This is a genomic window from Bradyrhizobium sp. McL0616, from assembly GCF_049993385.1.
Taxonomy (GTDB): Bacteria; Pseudomonadota; Alphaproteobacteria; order Rhizobiales; family Xanthobacteraceae; genus Bradyrhizobium.
The window spans coordinates 4,763,145-4,779,343 of record NZ_CP188255.1 but is presented as its reverse complement, the minus strand read 5'-3'; the positions used below and the strand labels follow the sequence as shown (position 1 = coordinate 4,779,343).

General features: G+C 64.5%; 10 protein-coding genes and 1 tRNA gene. 8 read left to right on the top strand and 3 right to left on the bottom strand.

Going from position 1 to position 16,199, the window contains the following annotated elements; all coding sequences use genetic code 11:
• Positions 1–49 precede the first annotated feature (49 nt).
• A complete protein-coding gene (locus ACPPVR_RS23230) occupies positions 50–268 on the top strand; it encodes a hypothetical protein (protein WP_426608906.1) in 219 nt (72 codons plus the stop codon).
• Positions 269–410: 142 nt separating this feature from the next.
• Here the strand turns inward: ACPPVR_RS23230 and ACPPVR_RS23225 are convergent, their stop codons facing one another.
• Complete coding sequence (locus tag ACPPVR_RS23225; protein ID WP_426608905.1) at positions 411–2,060, bottom strand: MFS transporter; 1,650 nt, start codon at positions 2,058–2,060, stop codon at positions 411–413.
• An 874-nt stretch (positions 2,061–2,934) separates the two neighbouring features.
• Between ACPPVR_RS23225 and ACPPVR_RS23220 the strand changes: the two genes are divergently transcribed.
• On the top strand, positions 2,935–3,267 hold the full coding sequence (locus ACPPVR_RS23220) for a hypothetical protein (protein ID WP_426608904.1): 333 nt from the start codon (positions 2,935–2,937) through the stop codon (positions 3,265–3,267).
• A 947-nt stretch (positions 3,268–4,214) separates the two neighbouring features.
• On the opposite strand, the gene ACPPVR_RS23215 is transcribed toward ACPPVR_RS23220, so the two are convergent.
• Complete coding sequence (locus tag ACPPVR_RS23215; RefSeq protein ID WP_426608903.1) at positions 4,215–4,403, bottom strand: hypothetical protein; 189 nt, start codon at positions 4,401–4,403, stop codon at positions 4,215–4,217.
• A gap of 182 nt (positions 4,404–4,585) precedes the next feature.
• Positions 4,586–4,662: transfer RNA gene (locus tag ACPPVR_RS23210), tRNA-Arg, on the bottom strand.
• 404 nt (positions 4,663–5,066) lie between these two features.
• Here ACPPVR_RS23210 and ACPPVR_RS23205 point away from each other — a divergent pair.
• The 6 genes from ACPPVR_RS23205 (at position 5,067) to ACPPVR_RS23180 (ending at position 16,188) form a co-directional block, all read left to right on the top strand.
• Positions 5,067–10,295, top strand: coding sequence for an alpha-2-macroglobulin family protein (locus ACPPVR_RS23205; protein WP_426608902.1), 5,229 nt, complete (start codon positions 5,067–5,069; stop codon positions 10,293–10,295).
• 11 nt (positions 10,296–10,306) lie between these two features.
• A complete protein-coding gene (pbpC, locus tag ACPPVR_RS23200) occupies positions 10,307–12,415 on the top strand; it encodes a penicillin-binding protein 1C (RefSeq protein WP_426608901.1) in 2,109 nt (702 codons plus the stop codon).
• A gap of 50 nt (positions 12,416–12,465) precedes the next feature.
• A complete protein-coding gene (locus ACPPVR_RS23195) occupies positions 12,466–14,208 on the top strand; it encodes an ArnT family glycosyltransferase (RefSeq protein ID WP_426608900.1) in 1,743 nt (580 codons plus the stop codon).
• Between the two features lies 1 nt (position 14,209).
• A complete protein-coding gene (locus ACPPVR_RS23190) occupies positions 14,210–15,055 on the top strand; it encodes a phosphatase PAP2 family protein (protein WP_426608899.1) in 846 nt (281 codons plus the stop codon).
• A gap of 63 nt (positions 15,056–15,118) precedes the next feature.
• On the top strand, positions 15,119–15,853 hold the full coding sequence (locus tag ACPPVR_RS23185) for a glycosyltransferase family 2 protein (RefSeq protein WP_426608898.1): 735 nt from the start codon (positions 15,119–15,121) through the stop codon (positions 15,851–15,853).
• Complete coding sequence (locus ACPPVR_RS23180; RefSeq protein WP_426608897.1) at positions 15,850–16,188, top strand: lipid-A-disaccharide synthase N-terminal domain-containing protein; 339 nt, start codon at positions 15,850–15,852, stop codon at positions 16,186–16,188. Before ACPPVR_RS23185 ends, ACPPVR_RS23180 begins: the two co-directional genes overlap by 4 nt.
• The last annotated feature ends 11 nt before the right edge of the window (positions 16,189–16,199 follow it).

The window sequence follows — 16,199 nt, the reverse complement described above, 5'->3', positions numbered from 1 at the left end:
AGCAGGCTCGCTGATAGGAACATCCGATCTTCGCCGACGTTGGGCGGCTATGACCGATCCCGAGTTGCGCGCACAGTCTTTCGAGATTGCCTGGAAATATCTCGACCAGTCTGGCCTGCTCTCCGGTGAGCACAAGGATTCCGCCCGCTTCATCCTGAACAGGATCGACCGCCTGATGCTGCGCGGGGAGCGGCGCAGATTGCTGCTGTCGAATGCCGCGATCGATGCGTATCGGTTAAGGCCGGTGCTTGTGACGCTGAGTGCGTGAGCGACCGGGCCAGCTCCTTTGGGCTCAGCGTGGATTTCTGAATTGGGAGACTGGCGATCCCAGCAGAAGCGCCATTTTGAATAAAATCAATCTCTTAGCAGTGTCTAAGGGCTACCCGCCGTGGCAGGCGTCGCGTGCAGCGTCACGTCTTCTGCTCTTGCAGCAGCAGCGTCATGCGGGGCGGCTCCGCGTCGCGGTGATAGGCGCGGGCCCGAACCACGGCCTCGCTGTCCATCAGATTGTAGTGCTCGATCCCCCGCTGCAGTTCATGCCAATCACGGAGACGGAATGTCTCCACCCAGTGCGTCGGGTCGCTGACATCACGCGACAATACCCAGCCCACCGCACCGTGCCGATATCGGGACAGCCGGACCTCCGCCATGGCGGCGCGAAATGCAGTAACGTCGGCCGGATCGATGCTGTAGCTGATCGCGAGCACCAGCCGATGCCGGGCGCTGTGTAGAAGCGGCGCCATCTCCTGCGCGATCGACAAGGTGCGGGGAACCGCTAAGGCCGGAGCCGATGGATCGCCGATCTCAGCCGGGAGCTCCACCGCTCGCGTCAGGAGCGCGATAACGCAGCCTGCAAGGCCCGCAGCGAGAATGGTCCCCGTCAGACCCGCGTGCTCGCCAAGCACGCCCCAAAGCAGCGCGCCCAGACCCATGCCGCCGTTGTACATCGCTTGATACAGCGCGAGTACGCGGGCGCGCACCCACGGCGCTGCCGCCAACTGCACCGTCGCCTGCAGGTTCGATGCGCCGACGATCCAGCCGATGCCGAACACCAGCAGGGCCGGATACGCGGTCATGGCGCTGGGAATGAGTGCGAGGGGAACCAATGCCAGGCTGCAGGCCACGCCGGCCAGCGTGATCAGGTTGTTGCGCAAAATTAATTTGCGCAGCAGGGGCATGATCAGTCCGCCCAGCACCGCGCCGGCGCCAATGACCCCCATCATCACGCCGAACGATGCGGATGAAAGCCCGAGCACCTGACGAACATACAACGGTAGCAGCGCCCAAATCGCGCTTGCGCAGCCGAAGAATGCCGCTGAGCGGATCAGCGTGCTGCGCACGACCGGCTCGGCCAGCGCGTGGGCGAGGCCGACCCGCATCGCCGATCGGAATTGCTCGGGCGGGACATCAATTGACGTCCGCGTACGCGGAAAGGTCAGCAAAATGCCGATGACCAGCGCAACGAAGGCGAAGGAAGCCGCGTTGGTGGCGAACGCGACCGTTGCACCGGCAACCGTCAGGATCAGTCCGCCCACCGCAGGACCGACGGCGCGGGCGATATTGAACCCGACCGCGTTGAGGACGAGCGCCTGTGGCAGCACCTGACGCGGCACCGTCAGCGGCACGGAAGCGGCCCATGCCGGATTGTTCAACCCGGCGCCCACTGCCAGCAGGGCCGTCAGCGCCAGGAGGATGGTGGCATCAAGGTGTCCCAGCGCCGCGACGATCGCCAGCGCGATGGCCGCCACCAACATCAGCATGTTCGACAGGATCAGGTTGCGTCTGAGATCCATCAGGTCGGCGAGCGCTCCGGCCGGCAGTGCAAGCAGAAGCACCGGCAGTTGCGCGGCCGCCTGGACCAGGCTGACCGTCATCGGGCTTGGCGCCAGGTCCGTCATGATCCACGCGCTGGCCGTGTTCTGGATCCAGGTCCCCAGGGCAGACACTGTATTGGCCAGCCACAGCCAGCAAAACGCGTAGCTTGCGAACGGTGCCCAGGCGGAATGCGCCTCGGCAAGATCTGTACGCTCCGCGGCCTGCTCTTCGTGCTGAGAAGACATCTTTCAGTCGTACCAACGAGGTTCAGGACGGTCGTCCAACATCTACCGCAAGTTTTGGGATAGGACACAAGACCAAGTTAAGGGCTCATATCACCCCGTGACAGGCCCATGTTGCCGAACCATGGCGATTGGCTTGAGCGAGGGGCGGTGCCCGTGGATTTACCGGTGGAATGACCATCTCGCCCGTTTTCTGTGTCACACCTCGAAAGCGATTGGGCCTTTGTAATTGGAGTCCGGCTCGGACCCCGATGGCAGGCTGGAAGCCTGGCAGGCCAATCATCAATCATCAAGGCTGCCGGAATAAAGGCGGAGTGAGCGATATTGCACAGTTGGACGGTGGGAAGGCTTCAATGACCCGCTGGCAAAGATGGCTGGGGTACCGGCGCTAACGTACGGAACGAGTGCCCGGCAACGTCGCGCCCACGTCCTCCCTGCGGCGGCCGGGATTTCGTGTGGGATCGCACCATGCAGGCATGCTTTCAAAACAACCGCGACTGGTACTGAGCTCGCGAAGCCTCGAAGCAGCCTCTTCGTCACGGTAGCGCCCCGACTCAGGCGCGCTCTCCGCAGCGCAATTGTGCGCTTTGTGGAGGGGCGCTATGTCCACGTATTCGAGTGAAGCCCGCCGCGCTGCAAAGCTGACATGGCTCAATGCACCCCCGGGTATGGCGGAAGACCTCGCCGCTGAGTTTATGCGGAGGCTGACTGAAGGCGAAACGCTGAGCAGGCTCACGTCGGGAAGGCTAACGCCGGCATTGGTAAGCGCACAGCGGTTCAAGAAGCATTGCGAATTGCACCCTGAATGGGCGGTCGAAGCTAGGCGCCTAGCGAAAGCGAATGAACAAGCGGCAGCGGACGTCCGGAAAACCGTAACGTGGAGCTGGCGATTCAGCGATCGGCTGATAACCGCCGAACCGCAGAGCGATGCAAGAACGGCCACATCCGGACGATGAACAATACATTCTATGAGCAGCATCTCGGCTACCTCGTCAGGCGCTGCAAGGATTGCATGAAGAACCGCCGCCAGTTGCGTATGCCCAGCGCAGAGCGGGTGCGAACTTCGATCGCAACGCTGCACGAGGGCGCGACGTTGAGTTCCGGAACGTCGCACGTGCAACAAGCCATGAGAAATTTCATCAGAGCAAATCCAAAACTCGGTACTCGGCTGCGGATGCGCCTGATCCGGCTCCTCCTCGGTAGATTGTGACTCAAGCTCAGCCTGCACCTTGCTATCTCCGGCAAGAAGTTATCCGGCATCTAAATGCTGGGCTCGCCGGTTCAGGCTGGCGCATTTTGCAATGCAAGAAGGCCGCAGCACCTTTCGACGCTGCGGCCCGCGCCGGGTTTAAAAAATAGGTGAAATATGGACCAGCCCCGGCATCCACGAGGCTATCCCTGTGTGTGTACGGTGCAACATGAATCGTTGTTCCATTAGAGGAAACCGAAGCGACTGTTGCAGAATGGATGGCAGTGCATCTGACATGGACAGTATACGCGTCCTGTCTTTTGAGACGATTTGGTGCTGTCCCAATTAGAACATCACATCAGTTGAATTAGGACACATTCATAGAAACTAAATGCGCAGGAGCCGTAGCGGCTAAGCGCTCTTGCCAGCCCCGGAGTGCTACGAGGAAAATGCCGCCCGCGACACATTTAAGCGGGCGGCGTCTTCCATCCGCGGAGACCGGCGGCTCAGTTTGCGGCCTCGGTCATTGGTCCGCTTCAGGTTACGCGGCCCTCTTTCCCCTTTGGATCGAGTTCGGGGACGTAGTGCCGGTTCAACGCCCGCAGGACCCCGATCCGCGCAAGCATAGTCGGGCCGCCGCGCTGCCACCCTGCAGTATCGCGCCGCGCTTCCCGCACGCTTGGCAGATGAACCTCGGCTCCAATTCTGACAGCCGGATCTCGTCCGGCCATCGATCGACGCAGGCGGCCGATAGCTTCACGTTGTGGCTGCACTTGTAGTCCTGGCCGAAGACGAGCAGATCGCGGATGCCAGTCTCGCGCATCTCTCCGAGCGTGATCTTTACGGGGCGACCATCAGCGTGGTGGCCAAGTGAGGATTGGCGTTGGGGTCGAGGCATGCCGCCACCGAAACGAGGCAGCGGTCACGAGTCAAATCCACAACGGATCTAGCCTCGGAACGCGCGCGAGCTACTGCGCGTCGTGGGTGTGAATATCTACCCGCGCCGCATCCGCAAGAACAGCTCCACCATGAACCAGACGATAGGTCCAGACCAGCAACAGCAGCGCTGCCATCAGGAGCTCGCGCCGCCGCGGCCACAACTCGCGGCCGATGATGCCAAGCAACATGCCGAGGACGATCCCGATGAGCGCGGTCATTGACCGGCTCCAGTGAACAGATAGGGAAGCGTTCGTGTTGTGGTCGTGTTGCGTGGAGCGATTTGTAGCGCCGCGTAACGCGTTGAATTTGCTGTCAGCACTCCGGAACGCCGCACAACACGGTTTGCTCAACAGAACGAAGCCGCTACTCAGCCAAGCCATTAATTTGAGAGATGAAAGGCTGGCGATCCCGGCAGGAATCGAACCTGCAACCCTCAGAGTAGAAATCTGATGCTCTATCCAGTTGAGCTACGGGACCGTCCGGGCCGGCCTCGGCTACCGACTGCCGGTCTTCTATCACCCCAAATATGAAAAATCTGGTGTTTAGCCAAGCCTGAACCGAACCGATTTCCTCACAGCCGCGACAAAGCGGGACGGCGGAGTGTCAGGGTGCCGGGTTGAGCGGAAGCGTACTGGACGATGGATCACATCGCCGGGGGCGCTGGCTAGCTTCCGGGACACGGCCGTCGGTCGACTGGCTTGGTATTGCTGCGCCGTTAGGACGGTGCGCGCGGCGGTATCTTGATCGGTCTCCTCTGGGCTCGGCTTGCCATGGCGCATGCGACGTTTTGCTATCCTGGTTCCATCGCCTTGAGTCGGTCACCTTTCCGCGCATTTCATTGCCTTACGCGGCGCTCGTCCGCGATTCCTGGAGTCTCCGTCATGATTGGTCTGGTTCGCGCCGTCACGGTCTGCGCAACGCTCTGCCTTGGCCTGGTTCTTGGTCCGGTTCTTGGGCTGGCTTCAGCGCAGGCCGCGGACAAGGCGTTCAAGCGCGACGATCTCGCTGATTCCGCGATCAAGCTGGAAGCACAGATCAAGAGCGAGGCGGGGCCGGTCGCCAAATCCAGTGCGACGCTGCGCACCGATGCCGACGCTGCGTTCAGGCGCAACGACTACCGTACGGGCCTGTCAGTTCTCGGCCAGATCGCGGCGACCGCGCCGGGGGATGCCGGCAACTGGCTGCGGCTCGCAAAAGTCATCTTCCAGATCACGCCCAAAAGCTCGAGCGAGCAGACGTTCCTGCTGGAGCGCGCCTCGACCGCCGCCTACATCGCTTACATGCGCGCCGGCAATCCGGGCGAGGAGGCCGACGCGCTCGCCGTGCTCGGCAAGTCGCTCTCCGAACGCAAGCTGTGGCGACCGGCGCTGGATGCGCTGCGGCTGTCGCTGGACATGCGCGAGGTCGCCGACGTCCGCGGCCAATATGAGAAGATGCGCGATGAGCACGGTTTCCGGCTGCTCGACTACACCGTGGATTCGGACTCGGCCAGTCCGCGCGCCTGCTTCCAGTTCTCCGAGGAGCTTGCCAAGCGCACCGATTTCGCGCCGTTCCTGGCGCTGGCGGGCCAGGACAAGCCGGCGCTGTCGGCCGAGGGCAAGCAGCTCTGCGTCGACGGGCTGAAGCATGGTGAGCGCTACAACATCAACTTGCGCGCCGGCCTGCCGTCCACCGTCAAGGAAGGCCTGCCGAAATCGGCCGAGTTCAACGTCTATGTGCGTGACCGTAAACCGTTCGTACGCTTCACCAGCCGCGCTTATGTGCTGCCAAAAACTGGCCAGCGCGGCATTCCCGTGGTCAGCGTCAACACGCCCTCGGTCAACATCAACGTGTTCCGGATCGGCGATCGCAATCTGATCAACACGGTGGTCGACAGCGACTTCCAGAAGACGCTGTCGAAGTACCAGCTAACCGATCTCGGCGGTGAACGCGGCGTCAAGGTCTGGTCCGGTGAACTCGCCACTGCGATGACGCTGAACCAGGACGTCACCACTGCATTTCCGGTCGACCAGGCGCTCGGCGAGCTCCAGCCCGGCGTCTACGTGATGACGGCGGCCGCCAAGGGCCCGGGCTCTGACGACGACTCCCAGCTCGCCACCCAATGGTTCATCGTCTCCGATCTCGGTGTGTCGGCCTATTCCGGCAATGACGGCATCCACGTCTTCGTCAACTCGCTGGCCTCGACCGATCCGGTCGGGAAGGCCGAAGTGCGGCTGGTTGCCCGCAACAACGAGATCTTGGCGACCCGCAAGACCGACGACAGCGGCCACGTCCTGTTCGAGGCCGGCCTTGCGCGCGGCGAGGGCGGGCTGTCGCCGGCGCTGCTGACGGTCACCGGCGAGAAGGCCGACTATGCCTTCCTCAGCCTGAAGACCTCGGCCTTCGATCTGTCCGATCGCGGTGTGGCGGGCCGCGTCGTGCCGGCTGGCGCCGACGCCTTCGTCTATGCCGAGCGCGGCGTCTACCGCTCCAGCGAAACCGTCTATCTCACCGCGCTCCTGCGCGACGGGCAGGGCAATGCGGTGACCGGTGGTCCGCTGACCTTGGTGATCGAGCGCCCCGACGGCGTCGAATTCCGCCGCGCCGTACTGTCCGACCAAGGCGCGGGCGGTCGCACGCTGTCCGTGCCGCTCAACTCCGCTGTCCCGACCGGGACCTGGCGGGTGCGCGCCTTCACCGACCCGAAGGGTAATTCGGTCGGCGAGACCACCTTCATGGTCGAGGACTACGTCCCTGACAGGATCGAATTCGACTTGTCTGCCAAGGACAAGCTGATCAAAGCTAACGCTCCTGTGGAGCTTAAGGCGGACGGCCATTTCCTCTATGGCGCACCGGCTTCGGGCCTCCAGCTCGAAGGCGACATGCTGATTGCACCCGCCACTGAGCGGCCCGGCTTTGCCGGCTACCAGTTCGGCGTCGACGACGAGCAGACCACCTCCAACGAGCGCACGCCGCTTGAGAACCTGCCCGAGGCCGATGCCAATGGCGTTGCGACTTTCCCGGTGACGCTGGAGAAGCAGCCGGCCTCGACGCGCCCGCAGGAAGCACAGATCTTCGTTCGCATGGTCGAGACCGGCGGCCGCGCCGTCGAGCGCAAGCTGGTGCTGCCGGTCGCGCCTGCCGCCGCCATGATCGGCATCAAGCCGCTGTTCGGCGACAAGAACGTGGCCGAAGGCGACAAGGCCGAGTTCGATGTCGTGTTCGTCTCGCCCGAGGGCAAGACGCTGCCCCGCGACGGGTTGCGCTACGAACTCCTGAAGATGGAGTCGCGCTATCAATGGTATCGCCAGAACAATTACTGGGATTACGAGCCGGTCAAGTCGACCTCGCGCGTTTCTGACGGCGACGTCACCATCGCCGCTGACAAGCCGTCGCGCGTTTCGCTTAACCCCCAGCCCGGCCGCTACCGGCTCGACGTCAAGTCGAACGACGCAGACGGCCCGGTGACCTCGCTGCAGTTCGACGTCGGCTGGTACTCCGACGGCAGCGCCGACACGCCGGATCTGCTGGAGACCTCGATCGACAAGCCGCAATACGACTCCGGCGACACCATGACGGTGTCGGTGAACGTGCGCACTCCCGGCAAGCTCACCATCAACGTGCTCGGCGATCGCCTGCTGACGACGCAGACCATCGACGTCAAGGAAGGCACCGCGCAGGTGAGGCTTCCGGTCGGCAAGGACTGGGGCACCGGCGCCTATGTGGTGGCGACCTTGCGCCGTCCGCTCGACGCAGCCGCGCAGCGCATGCCGGGCCGGGCGATCGGATTAAAGTGGTTCGGCATCGACAAGCAGACCCGTACGCTACAAGTGAAGCTCTCACCGCCGGTGCTGATCCGGCCGAATGCGATGCTGAAAATCCCGGTCAAGCTCGACGGGCTCAATCCGGGTGAGGACGCCAAGATCGTCATCGCCGCGGTCGATGTCGGCATCCTCAACCTCACCAATTACAAGCCGCCGGCGCCGGATGACTACTATCTCGGTCAGCGCCGGCTGAGCGCGGAGCTCCGCGATCTCTACGGGCAGCTCATCGACGGCATGTCGGGCACGCGCGGCCAGATCAAGTCCGGCGGCGACGCCGGTGCGGCCGAGCTCCAGGGCTCGCCGCCGGCGCAGAAGCCGCTCGCGCTCTATTCGGGCATCGTCACCGTTGCTGCCGACGGCACCGCCGAAGTGAGTTTTGACATTCCGGAGTTCGCCGGCACCGCGCGCGTGATGGCAGCGGCGTGGACCGCCACGAAACTCGGGCGTGCCAACATCGATGTCGTGATCCGCGATCCCGTGGTGCTGACCACGACCTTGCCGCGCTTCCTGCTCAATGGCGACCACGGCACGGTCAATCTCGAGATCGACAATGTCGAAGGGCAGGCCGGCGACTACGTCATCAACGTGAAGACGGGCGGCCCGGTGAAGATGACCGGCAATCCCGCCACCACGGTGAAGCTTGCCGCGAAGCAGCGTAACTCATTCTCGCTGGCGCTCGATGCGACCGCGGCGGGGCAGGCGACGCTCGACGTCGACATCAAGGGGCCGAGCGGCCTGGCGCTGGCGCGGCACTATGCGTTCGACGTCAAGGCGGCGACGCAGGTGCTGGCGCGGCGCTCGATCCGCACACTGGCGAAGGGCGAGAGCCTGACGCTGACCTCGGACATGTTCTCCGACCTCGTGCCGGGCACCGGCAGCGTCTCGGTCTCGGCGAGCCTGTCGACCGCGCTCGATGCGGCGACGATCCTGAAAGCGCTCGACCGCTATCCCTATGGCTGCTCGGAGCAGATTACCAGCCGCGCGTTGCCGCTGCTCTATGTCAACGATCTCGCGGCCGGCGCGCATCTGGCCATGGATACCGAGGTCGACCAGCGCATCCGCGACGCGATCGAGCGGCTTTTGGCCCGCCAGGGCTCCAATGGCTCGTTCGGCCTGTGGTCGGCCGGCGGCGACGATTCCTGGCTCGATGCCTATGTCACGGACTTCCTGACCCGCGCCCGCGAGAAGGGCTTTGTGGTGCCGGACGTGCTGTTCAAGAACGCGCTGGATCGTATCCGCAACTCCGTCGTCAACGGCAACGAGCCCGAGAAGGACGGTGGGCGCGATCTCGCCTACGGCCTCTACGTGCTCGCCCGCAACGGCGCAGCGCCAATCGGCGATCTCCGCTACCTCGCGGACACCAAGCTGAACAACCTCGCGACGCCGATTGCGAAGTCGCAGCTCGCGGCGGCGCTCGCGCTGGTCGGCGACCGCAACCGCGCGGAGCTGGTCTATGGAGCCGCGCTCGACAGCCTCGCGCCAAAACCCGTGCTCGAATTCGGCCGCACCGATTACGGCTCGCAGCTTCGCGACGCCGCTGCGCTGGTGTCGCTTGCGAGCGAAGGCAACGCGCCGAAGGCGACGCTGACTCAGGCAGTGTCGCGGGTCGAAACCGCGCGCGGGCTGACGCCCTACACCTCGACGCAGGAGAATGCGTGGCTGGTGCTGGCGGCGCGCGCGCTGGCGAAGGAAAACCTCTCGATCGAGGTCGACGGCCAGTCCGTGAAGACGGCGCTCTACCGCAGCTACAAGGCTGCGACGCTGGAGGGCAAGCCGCTGAAGATCACCAACACCGGCGACGCACCGGTGCAGGCTGTGATCTCGGTGTCGGGCTCGCCGGTGACGCCGGAGCCGGCGGCGTCCAACGGCTTCAAGATCGAGCGCAGTTACTTCACGCTCGACGGCAACGCCGCGGACATCAGCAAGGTCAAGCAGAACGATCGCTTTGCCGTAGTGCTGAAGATCACCGAAGCCAAGCCCGAGTACGGCCACATCATGGTGTCCGACTATCTGCCGGCGGGCCTGGAGATCGACAATCCAAAGCTGGTGTCGTCGGGTGACAGCGGCACGCTCGACTGGATCGAGGACGGTCAGGAGCCGGAGAATACCGAGTTCCGCGACGATCGCTTCACGGCGGCCGTCGACCGGGCCGCGGATTCCAAGGCGGTCTTCACGGTCGCCTATGTCGTGCGCGCAGTCTCGCCCGGCAAATACGTGCTGCCGCAGGCCTATGTCGAAGACATGTACAACCCCTCGCGCTACGGCCGCACGGGAACGGGCAATGTCGAGGTGCGGACGGTGAAGTGAGTGATGCTGGGATGAGCGAGCTAAACAAGGACGGCGGTAGAGCAGGGCGGCGCGGTGTTATGCGTGCCCTTTCGGCCGCCGCGTTCGCCTTCATCCTCGCCGTCGTCGGCTTCGTCGGCTGGGTCTATTCCCTCGGCCCGCTGCCGTTCGACGAGTCGCGCGCGGTCTCCACCACCGTCGTCGACCGCAATGGAAAACTGCTCCGTGCCTACGCCATGGCCGACGGCCGCTGGCGGCTGCCGGTCGATGCCAAGGCCAACGTCGATCCGACCTATCTAAAGCTGCTGCTCGCCTATGAGGACCAGCGCTTCTACGCCCATGACGGCATCGATTCTCTGGCGCTTGGCCGCGCCGCGTTACAGCTCACGACGCGCGGGCATATCGTGTCGGGCGGCTCGACCATCACGATGCAGCTTGCGCGGCTGATGGAGCCGCGGCGGCAACGCTCGCTTTATGCGAAGCTGCGGCAGATGGTGCGTGCGATCGAGATCGAGCGCAGCTTGAGCAAGAGCCAGATCCTCGACCTCTATCTCGCGCTCGCGCCTTATGGCGGCAATCTCGAAGGCATCCGTGCAGCCTCGATCGCCTATCTCGGCAAGGAACCGAAGCGGCTGTCTCTGGCCGAGGCCGCGCTGCTGGTGGCGCTGCCGCAATCGCCGGAGACGCGCAGGCTCGATCGCTATCCCGATGCGGCGCGCAAGGCTCGCGACCGCGTGCTGAACCGCATGGTCGAGGAGCATGTGGTCAACGCGGACGACGCCAGTCAGGCCAAGGCCGTCCCGCTGTCAAAGCTGCGCAAGCCGATGCCGATCCTGGCCCCGCATGCTTCTGACAGCGCGCTCGCGACGGTCAAGAATACGCCGGTCATCAAGCTGACGCTGGATTCCAATCTCCAGAAGGTGCTGGAGCCCTTGGCGCGCGACCGCGCCATTGCGCTCGGGCCGAACATCTCGGTCGGCATCATCGTCGTCGACAATGACAGCGGCGACGTGCTCGCTCGCGTCGGCTCGGCGGATTATTTCGACGACAGCCGGGCAGGGCAGGTCGACATGACCCGCGCCATCCGCTCGCCGGGATCGACGCTCAAGCCGTTCATCTACGGCCTCGCCTTCGAGGATGGTTTTGTCCATCCCGACAGTCTGATCGACGACCGCCCGGTCCGCTTCGGCTCATATGCTCCGGAGAATTTCGACATGACCTTCCAGGGCACGGTGCCCGTGAAGAAGGCGCTGCAATTGTCGCTGAATGTGCCGGCCATCGTGCTGCTCGACCGCGTCGGCGCGAGCCGGCTATCGTCGCGGCTGCGGCAGGCCGGTGGCAATCTGGTTCTGCCCAAAGACGAAGCGCCGGGCCTCGCCATGGGCCTCGGCGGCGTCGGCGTGACGCTGCAGGACCTCGTTCAACTCTATACGGGCTTTGCCCGGCTCGGCACCACCAAGCCGCTGCGCGAGGTCATGGCCGGCAAGGATGACCGCGAACCGCTGCGGCTGCTGGATCAGGTCGCGGCCTGGCAGGTCGGCAACGTGCTGCTGGGAACGCCGCCGCCGGAAAACGCCCCCCACAATCGTATCGCCTTCAAGACCGGCACCTCTTACGGCTATCGCGATGCCTGGTCGGTCGGGTTCGACGGCCGCATGACCATCGGCGTCTGGGTCGGCCGGCCCGATGGTGCCCCGGTTCCCGGCCTGATCGGCCGTGTGGCCGCAGCCCCCATCCTGTTCGACGCCTTCGCCCGGACCGGCAAGACGCTGACGCCGTTGCCGAAGCCGCCGAAGGGAACCCTGGTTGCGAGCAACGCCAAACTGCCGTTGCCGTTGAAGCGGTTCCGCCCGGTCGGGGAACTCGTCCGGACCGGGGGTGAGCAGGCGCCCCATATCCAGTTCCCGCTGAACGGCTCCCGGATCGATGTCGACCGCTCCGGCGGGCCGGAGGCCGCTGCCATGCCCGTGAAGGTCGCGGGCGGGGTCTTGCCGATGACTGTCATAGTCAACGGTACGGCCCTCGGCGAGATCGACGGCCGGCGCCAGCGCCTGATCGATCCGCCCGGTCCAGGCTTTGCCCGGCTCACCATCATCGATGCCACGGGCGCCGCGGACACAGTTGTCATTCGAATTCAATGACCTTGCCTTAAGCGGTTGTGGCGATGGCGGTTTCAGCGTAAGCGGAACCAATGGCCGAGACCTATCCCAGCCCCCGTTTTGGCGCGCCGCGAGAGCCGAAAACGCCGGTGAATCCGGGCAGCCGGCTCGTGCTGATGCTCGACTACGCCACCGCCAGCCACGCCCGTGCGGTCGCTTTTCTCGTGCTGTGTGCGCTGCTGCTGTTTCTGCCCGGCTTCTTCACCATCCCGCCGGTCGACCGCGACGAGGCGCGCTTTGCGCAGGCCACCAAGCAGATGGTCGAGAGCGGCGACTATGTCGATATCCGTTTCCAGGAAGACGTCCGCTACAAGAAGCCGGTCGGCATCTACTGGTTGCAATCCGCCGCTGTCGAAATCGCAACGGCACTCAAGTTGCCGAAGGCCGAACTGCGAATCTGGGTCTATCGGCTGCCGTCGCTGATCGGCGCAATCGGCGCCGTGCTCATGACCTATTGGACAGCGCTCGGCTTCGTCACGCGGCGCGCGGCAGTGCTGGCCGCACTGCTGATGTGCGCCTCCGTGCTGCTTGGTGTCGAGGCACGGCTCGCGAAAACCGACGCGATGCTGCTGTTTTGCGTCGTTGCCGCGATGGGCGCGATGTCGCGGGCCTATCTGTCCTGGCAGCGCGCCGAGGACGAAACGCATCCGCCCTGGAGCTGGCCCGCGATCTTCTGGACCGCGCTTGCCGTCGGCATCCTGATCAAGGGCCCGCTGATCCTGATGTTCGCAGGGCTCACCGTGGTCGTGCTCGCGATCCAGGACCGCGATGCCTCATGGCTGTGGAAGCTGCGCCCGGTCTGGGGCCTGATGTGGATGCTGGTGCTGGTGCTGCCCTGGTTCATCGCGATTTTCTGGCGCGCGGGCGATGCGTTCTTCGCCGATTCCGTCGGCGGCGACATGCTGAGCAAGATCGGCGCGCAGGAGTCCCATGGCGCTCCGCCCGGTGTTTACCTGGCGCTGTTCTGGATCACCTTCTGGCCGGGCGCGCCGCTGGCGGCGATGGCTGCGCCTGCGGTGTGGCGGGCGCGGCGCGAGCCGGGCGCGCAGTTCCTGCTGGCCTGGCTGATCCCGTCCTGGATCGTGTTCGAGGCGGTGCTCACCAAGCTGCCGCATTACGTGCTGCCGCTGTACCCTGCGATCGCGATCCTCACCGTCGGCGCGCTGGAGCGGCGTGTGCTGTCGCGCTCCTGGCTGATGCGCGGTTCGGCCTGGTGGTTCGCGATCCCCGCACTCGGCTCGATCATTGCGGTGGTCGGCGCGGTCATGCTGACGCGGCAGCCAGCCTTCGTGGCCTGGCCGTTCATCGCGGCCTCGCTGATCTTTGGCTTGTTCGCCTGGTGGCTCTACGACAACAACCGCGCCGAGCGCTCGGTGCTCAACGCGCTGGTCGCAGCCCTGATGCTCGCGGTCGTGGTCTACGGCATCGTGCTGCCGTCGCTGACGCCGGTGTTTCCGAGCATCGAAATCGCACGCGCTTTGCGCAGTGTTACCTGCGTCGGGCCCAAAGCAGCCTCGGCCGGCTATCACGAGCCAAGCCTCGTCTTCCTGACGGGCACCTCGACGCTGCTCACGGATGGCTCCGGCGCTGCAGACTTCCTGCGGCAGGGGAGCTGCCGGTTCGCGCTGATCGAGCAGCGCTCGGAGCGCAGCTTCGTGCAGCGCGCCGAAGCGACCGGGCTGCGCTACAAGGTCGGTGCGCGTATCGACGGCTATAATTTCTCGCAGGGACGCGCGATCTCGATCTCGATCTTCCGCTCTGAAGGCACCGAGTAGGATGTCGGCCTCCACCAACATTGCGCCGCGCGCGAGCTATCCCGCGCAACTGCTCGCGATCTTTGGCGGTGCGCTGGCTCAGCTCGTGCACACGCCCTCGCATTCGCGCCGCGCCGAGGCCGCGCGAAAGCTGGCGCGGCACTCGCTGTGGCTCAGTGCGGCTGGGGCGGCGTTGGTCATCACGCTCATGCTCGCCTTTGATCTGACCGAGATCCAGTTGATGCCCGCGCGCGGCACGCCTGGCCTGTGGCCGATCCGCATCCTCACCGATTTCGGCAAGGACGAGAATGTGCTCTTGGTGCTGGGAGTTGCGCTGGTTGTCGTGGCGCTCGTTGCGGCCGGGCTTCACGGCACCCGCCGCGTGCTGCTGTTGGGCTTAGGCACGCGGCTCCAGTTCCTGTTTTTTTCTGTTGCCCTGTCGACGTTCGCCGGAGATGTCCTGAAATATCTGATCGGTCGGGGCCGGCCCTTCGTCGGCGGCAAGGCTGATCCGTTCAACTTCATCCCGTTTGAGGGAACGGGAGCCTATGCGAGCCTGCCGTCAGGCCATGCAATCACCGCGTTCGCGCTGGCGTTTGCGGTCTCGGCGTTGTGGCCGCGTCTGCGCGTGTTCATGTTCACCTACGCGATTGTGATCATCCTGACGCGTCTGGTGTTGCTGGCGCACCACCCGAGTGACGTCACGGCCGGCGCCCTGGTCGGCATGGTGGGCGCCATGGCGGTCCGCTACTGGTTTGCGGCCCGCAGGCTCGGCTTTGCCATCCGCGCCGACGGCACCATTGTGGCCCTTCCCGGACCGATCGGTGGCCGCCTCAAAAGGGTTGCCCGCGGGGCATCCGCCCCATAAAAGCGGCTGCCTGCCGGGGGCGCCGGTTCCCCGAGCCAAGCCAATTCCAACCACGAGCCTCATTTGTCGTCGTCCCAGCCTTCGGTTTCCATCGTCGTCCCCGTGCGCAATGAAGCCGACAACATCGCGCCGCTGATTGCTGAGATCAGCGCGGCGCTCGACGGCCGCTGGCCCTACGAGATCATCTACGTCAATGACGGCTCGACGGACGCGACCGGCGAGCGGCTGGCCGCCATCATGGCGCAGCGGGACAATCTGCGGCAGCTTCGCCACGCCAAATCGACCGGCCAGTCGGCGGCCGTGCGCAGCGGCGTGCGCGCGGCGCGTGGCGCGATCGTCGCGACGCTCGACGGCGATGGCCAGAACAATCCCGCCTTCCTGCCGGACCTGATCGCGGCGGTCGAGAAGGGCGCGCGGGTCGGGCTCGCCGCCGGCCAGCGGGTCGGACGCAAGGACACCGGTTTCAAGAAATTCCAGTCGCGCATCGCCAACGGCGTGCGCGGGTCGATCCTGAAGGACGGCACGCGCGATACCGGCTGCGGGCTGAAGGCGTTCCGGCGCGACGTCTTCCTGATGATGCCCTATTTCGACGGCCTGCATCGCTTCCTGCCGGCGCTGGTGCGCCGCGAGGGCTACGAGATCGCCTATGTCGATGTGATCGACCGGCCGCGCCATTCCGGCGTGTCAAATTACGGTTTCTTCGACCGGCTGTGGATCGGAATCATGGATCTTGCCGGCGTGTGGTGGCTGATCCGCCGTAAGAAGCCGACACCAGAAGTGACTGAGGTGAACGCGTGATCATTCAATACGGCCAGGCGCTGAGCAACTATTTCTACGACGTCTTCGTGGCCAAATTCGACTTCTGGCTGGCGTTCGGCCTGATCGCGCAACTGTTCTTCACCGCGCGCTTCCTGGTGCAGTGGATCGCGAGCGAACGCGCCGGAAACAGCGTGGTGCCGATTGCGTTCTGGTTCTGCTCGATGGGCGGCGGCCTGATGACACTGATCTACGGCGTCGTAAAGCGTGAGCCTGTCATCATCATGGGGCAGCTGTTTGCGACCATCATTTATCTGCGCAACATTATGTTGATCGTGAAGAACCGCGGCAGCGCATCGAAGACGCTGGATAACTGAGGCCGATTCAA

Bases quoted from the DNA above. Each gene is read 5' to 3' on its own strand.
- ACPPVR_RS23190 (WP_426608899.1), top strand. From the start codon at position 14,210: ATGTCGGCCTCCACCAACATTGCGCCGCGCGCGAGCTATCCCGCGCAA.
- pbpC (WP_426608901.1), top strand. From the start codon at position 10,307: ATGAGCGAGCTAAACAAGGACGGCGGTAGAGCAGGGCGGCGCGGTGTT.
- ACPPVR_RS23225 (WP_426608905.1), bottom strand. From the start codon at position 2,060: ATGTCTTCTCAGCACGAAGAGCAGGCCGCGGAGCGTACAGATCTTGCC.
- ACPPVR_RS23230 (WP_426608906.1), top strand. From the start codon at position 50: ATGACCGATCCCGAGTTGCGCGCACAGTCTTTCGAGATTGCCTGGAAA.
- ACPPVR_RS23205 (WP_426608902.1), top strand. From the start codon at position 5,067: ATGATTGGTCTGGTTCGCGCCGTCACGGTCTGCGCAACGCTCTGCCTT.
- ACPPVR_RS23215 (WP_426608903.1), bottom strand. From the start codon at position 4,403: ATGACCGCGCTCATCGGGATCGTCCTCGGCATGTTGCTTGGCATCATC.
- ACPPVR_RS23195 (WP_426608900.1), top strand. From the start codon at position 12,466: ATGGCCGAGACCTATCCCAGCCCCCGTTTTGGCGCGCCGCGAGAGCCG.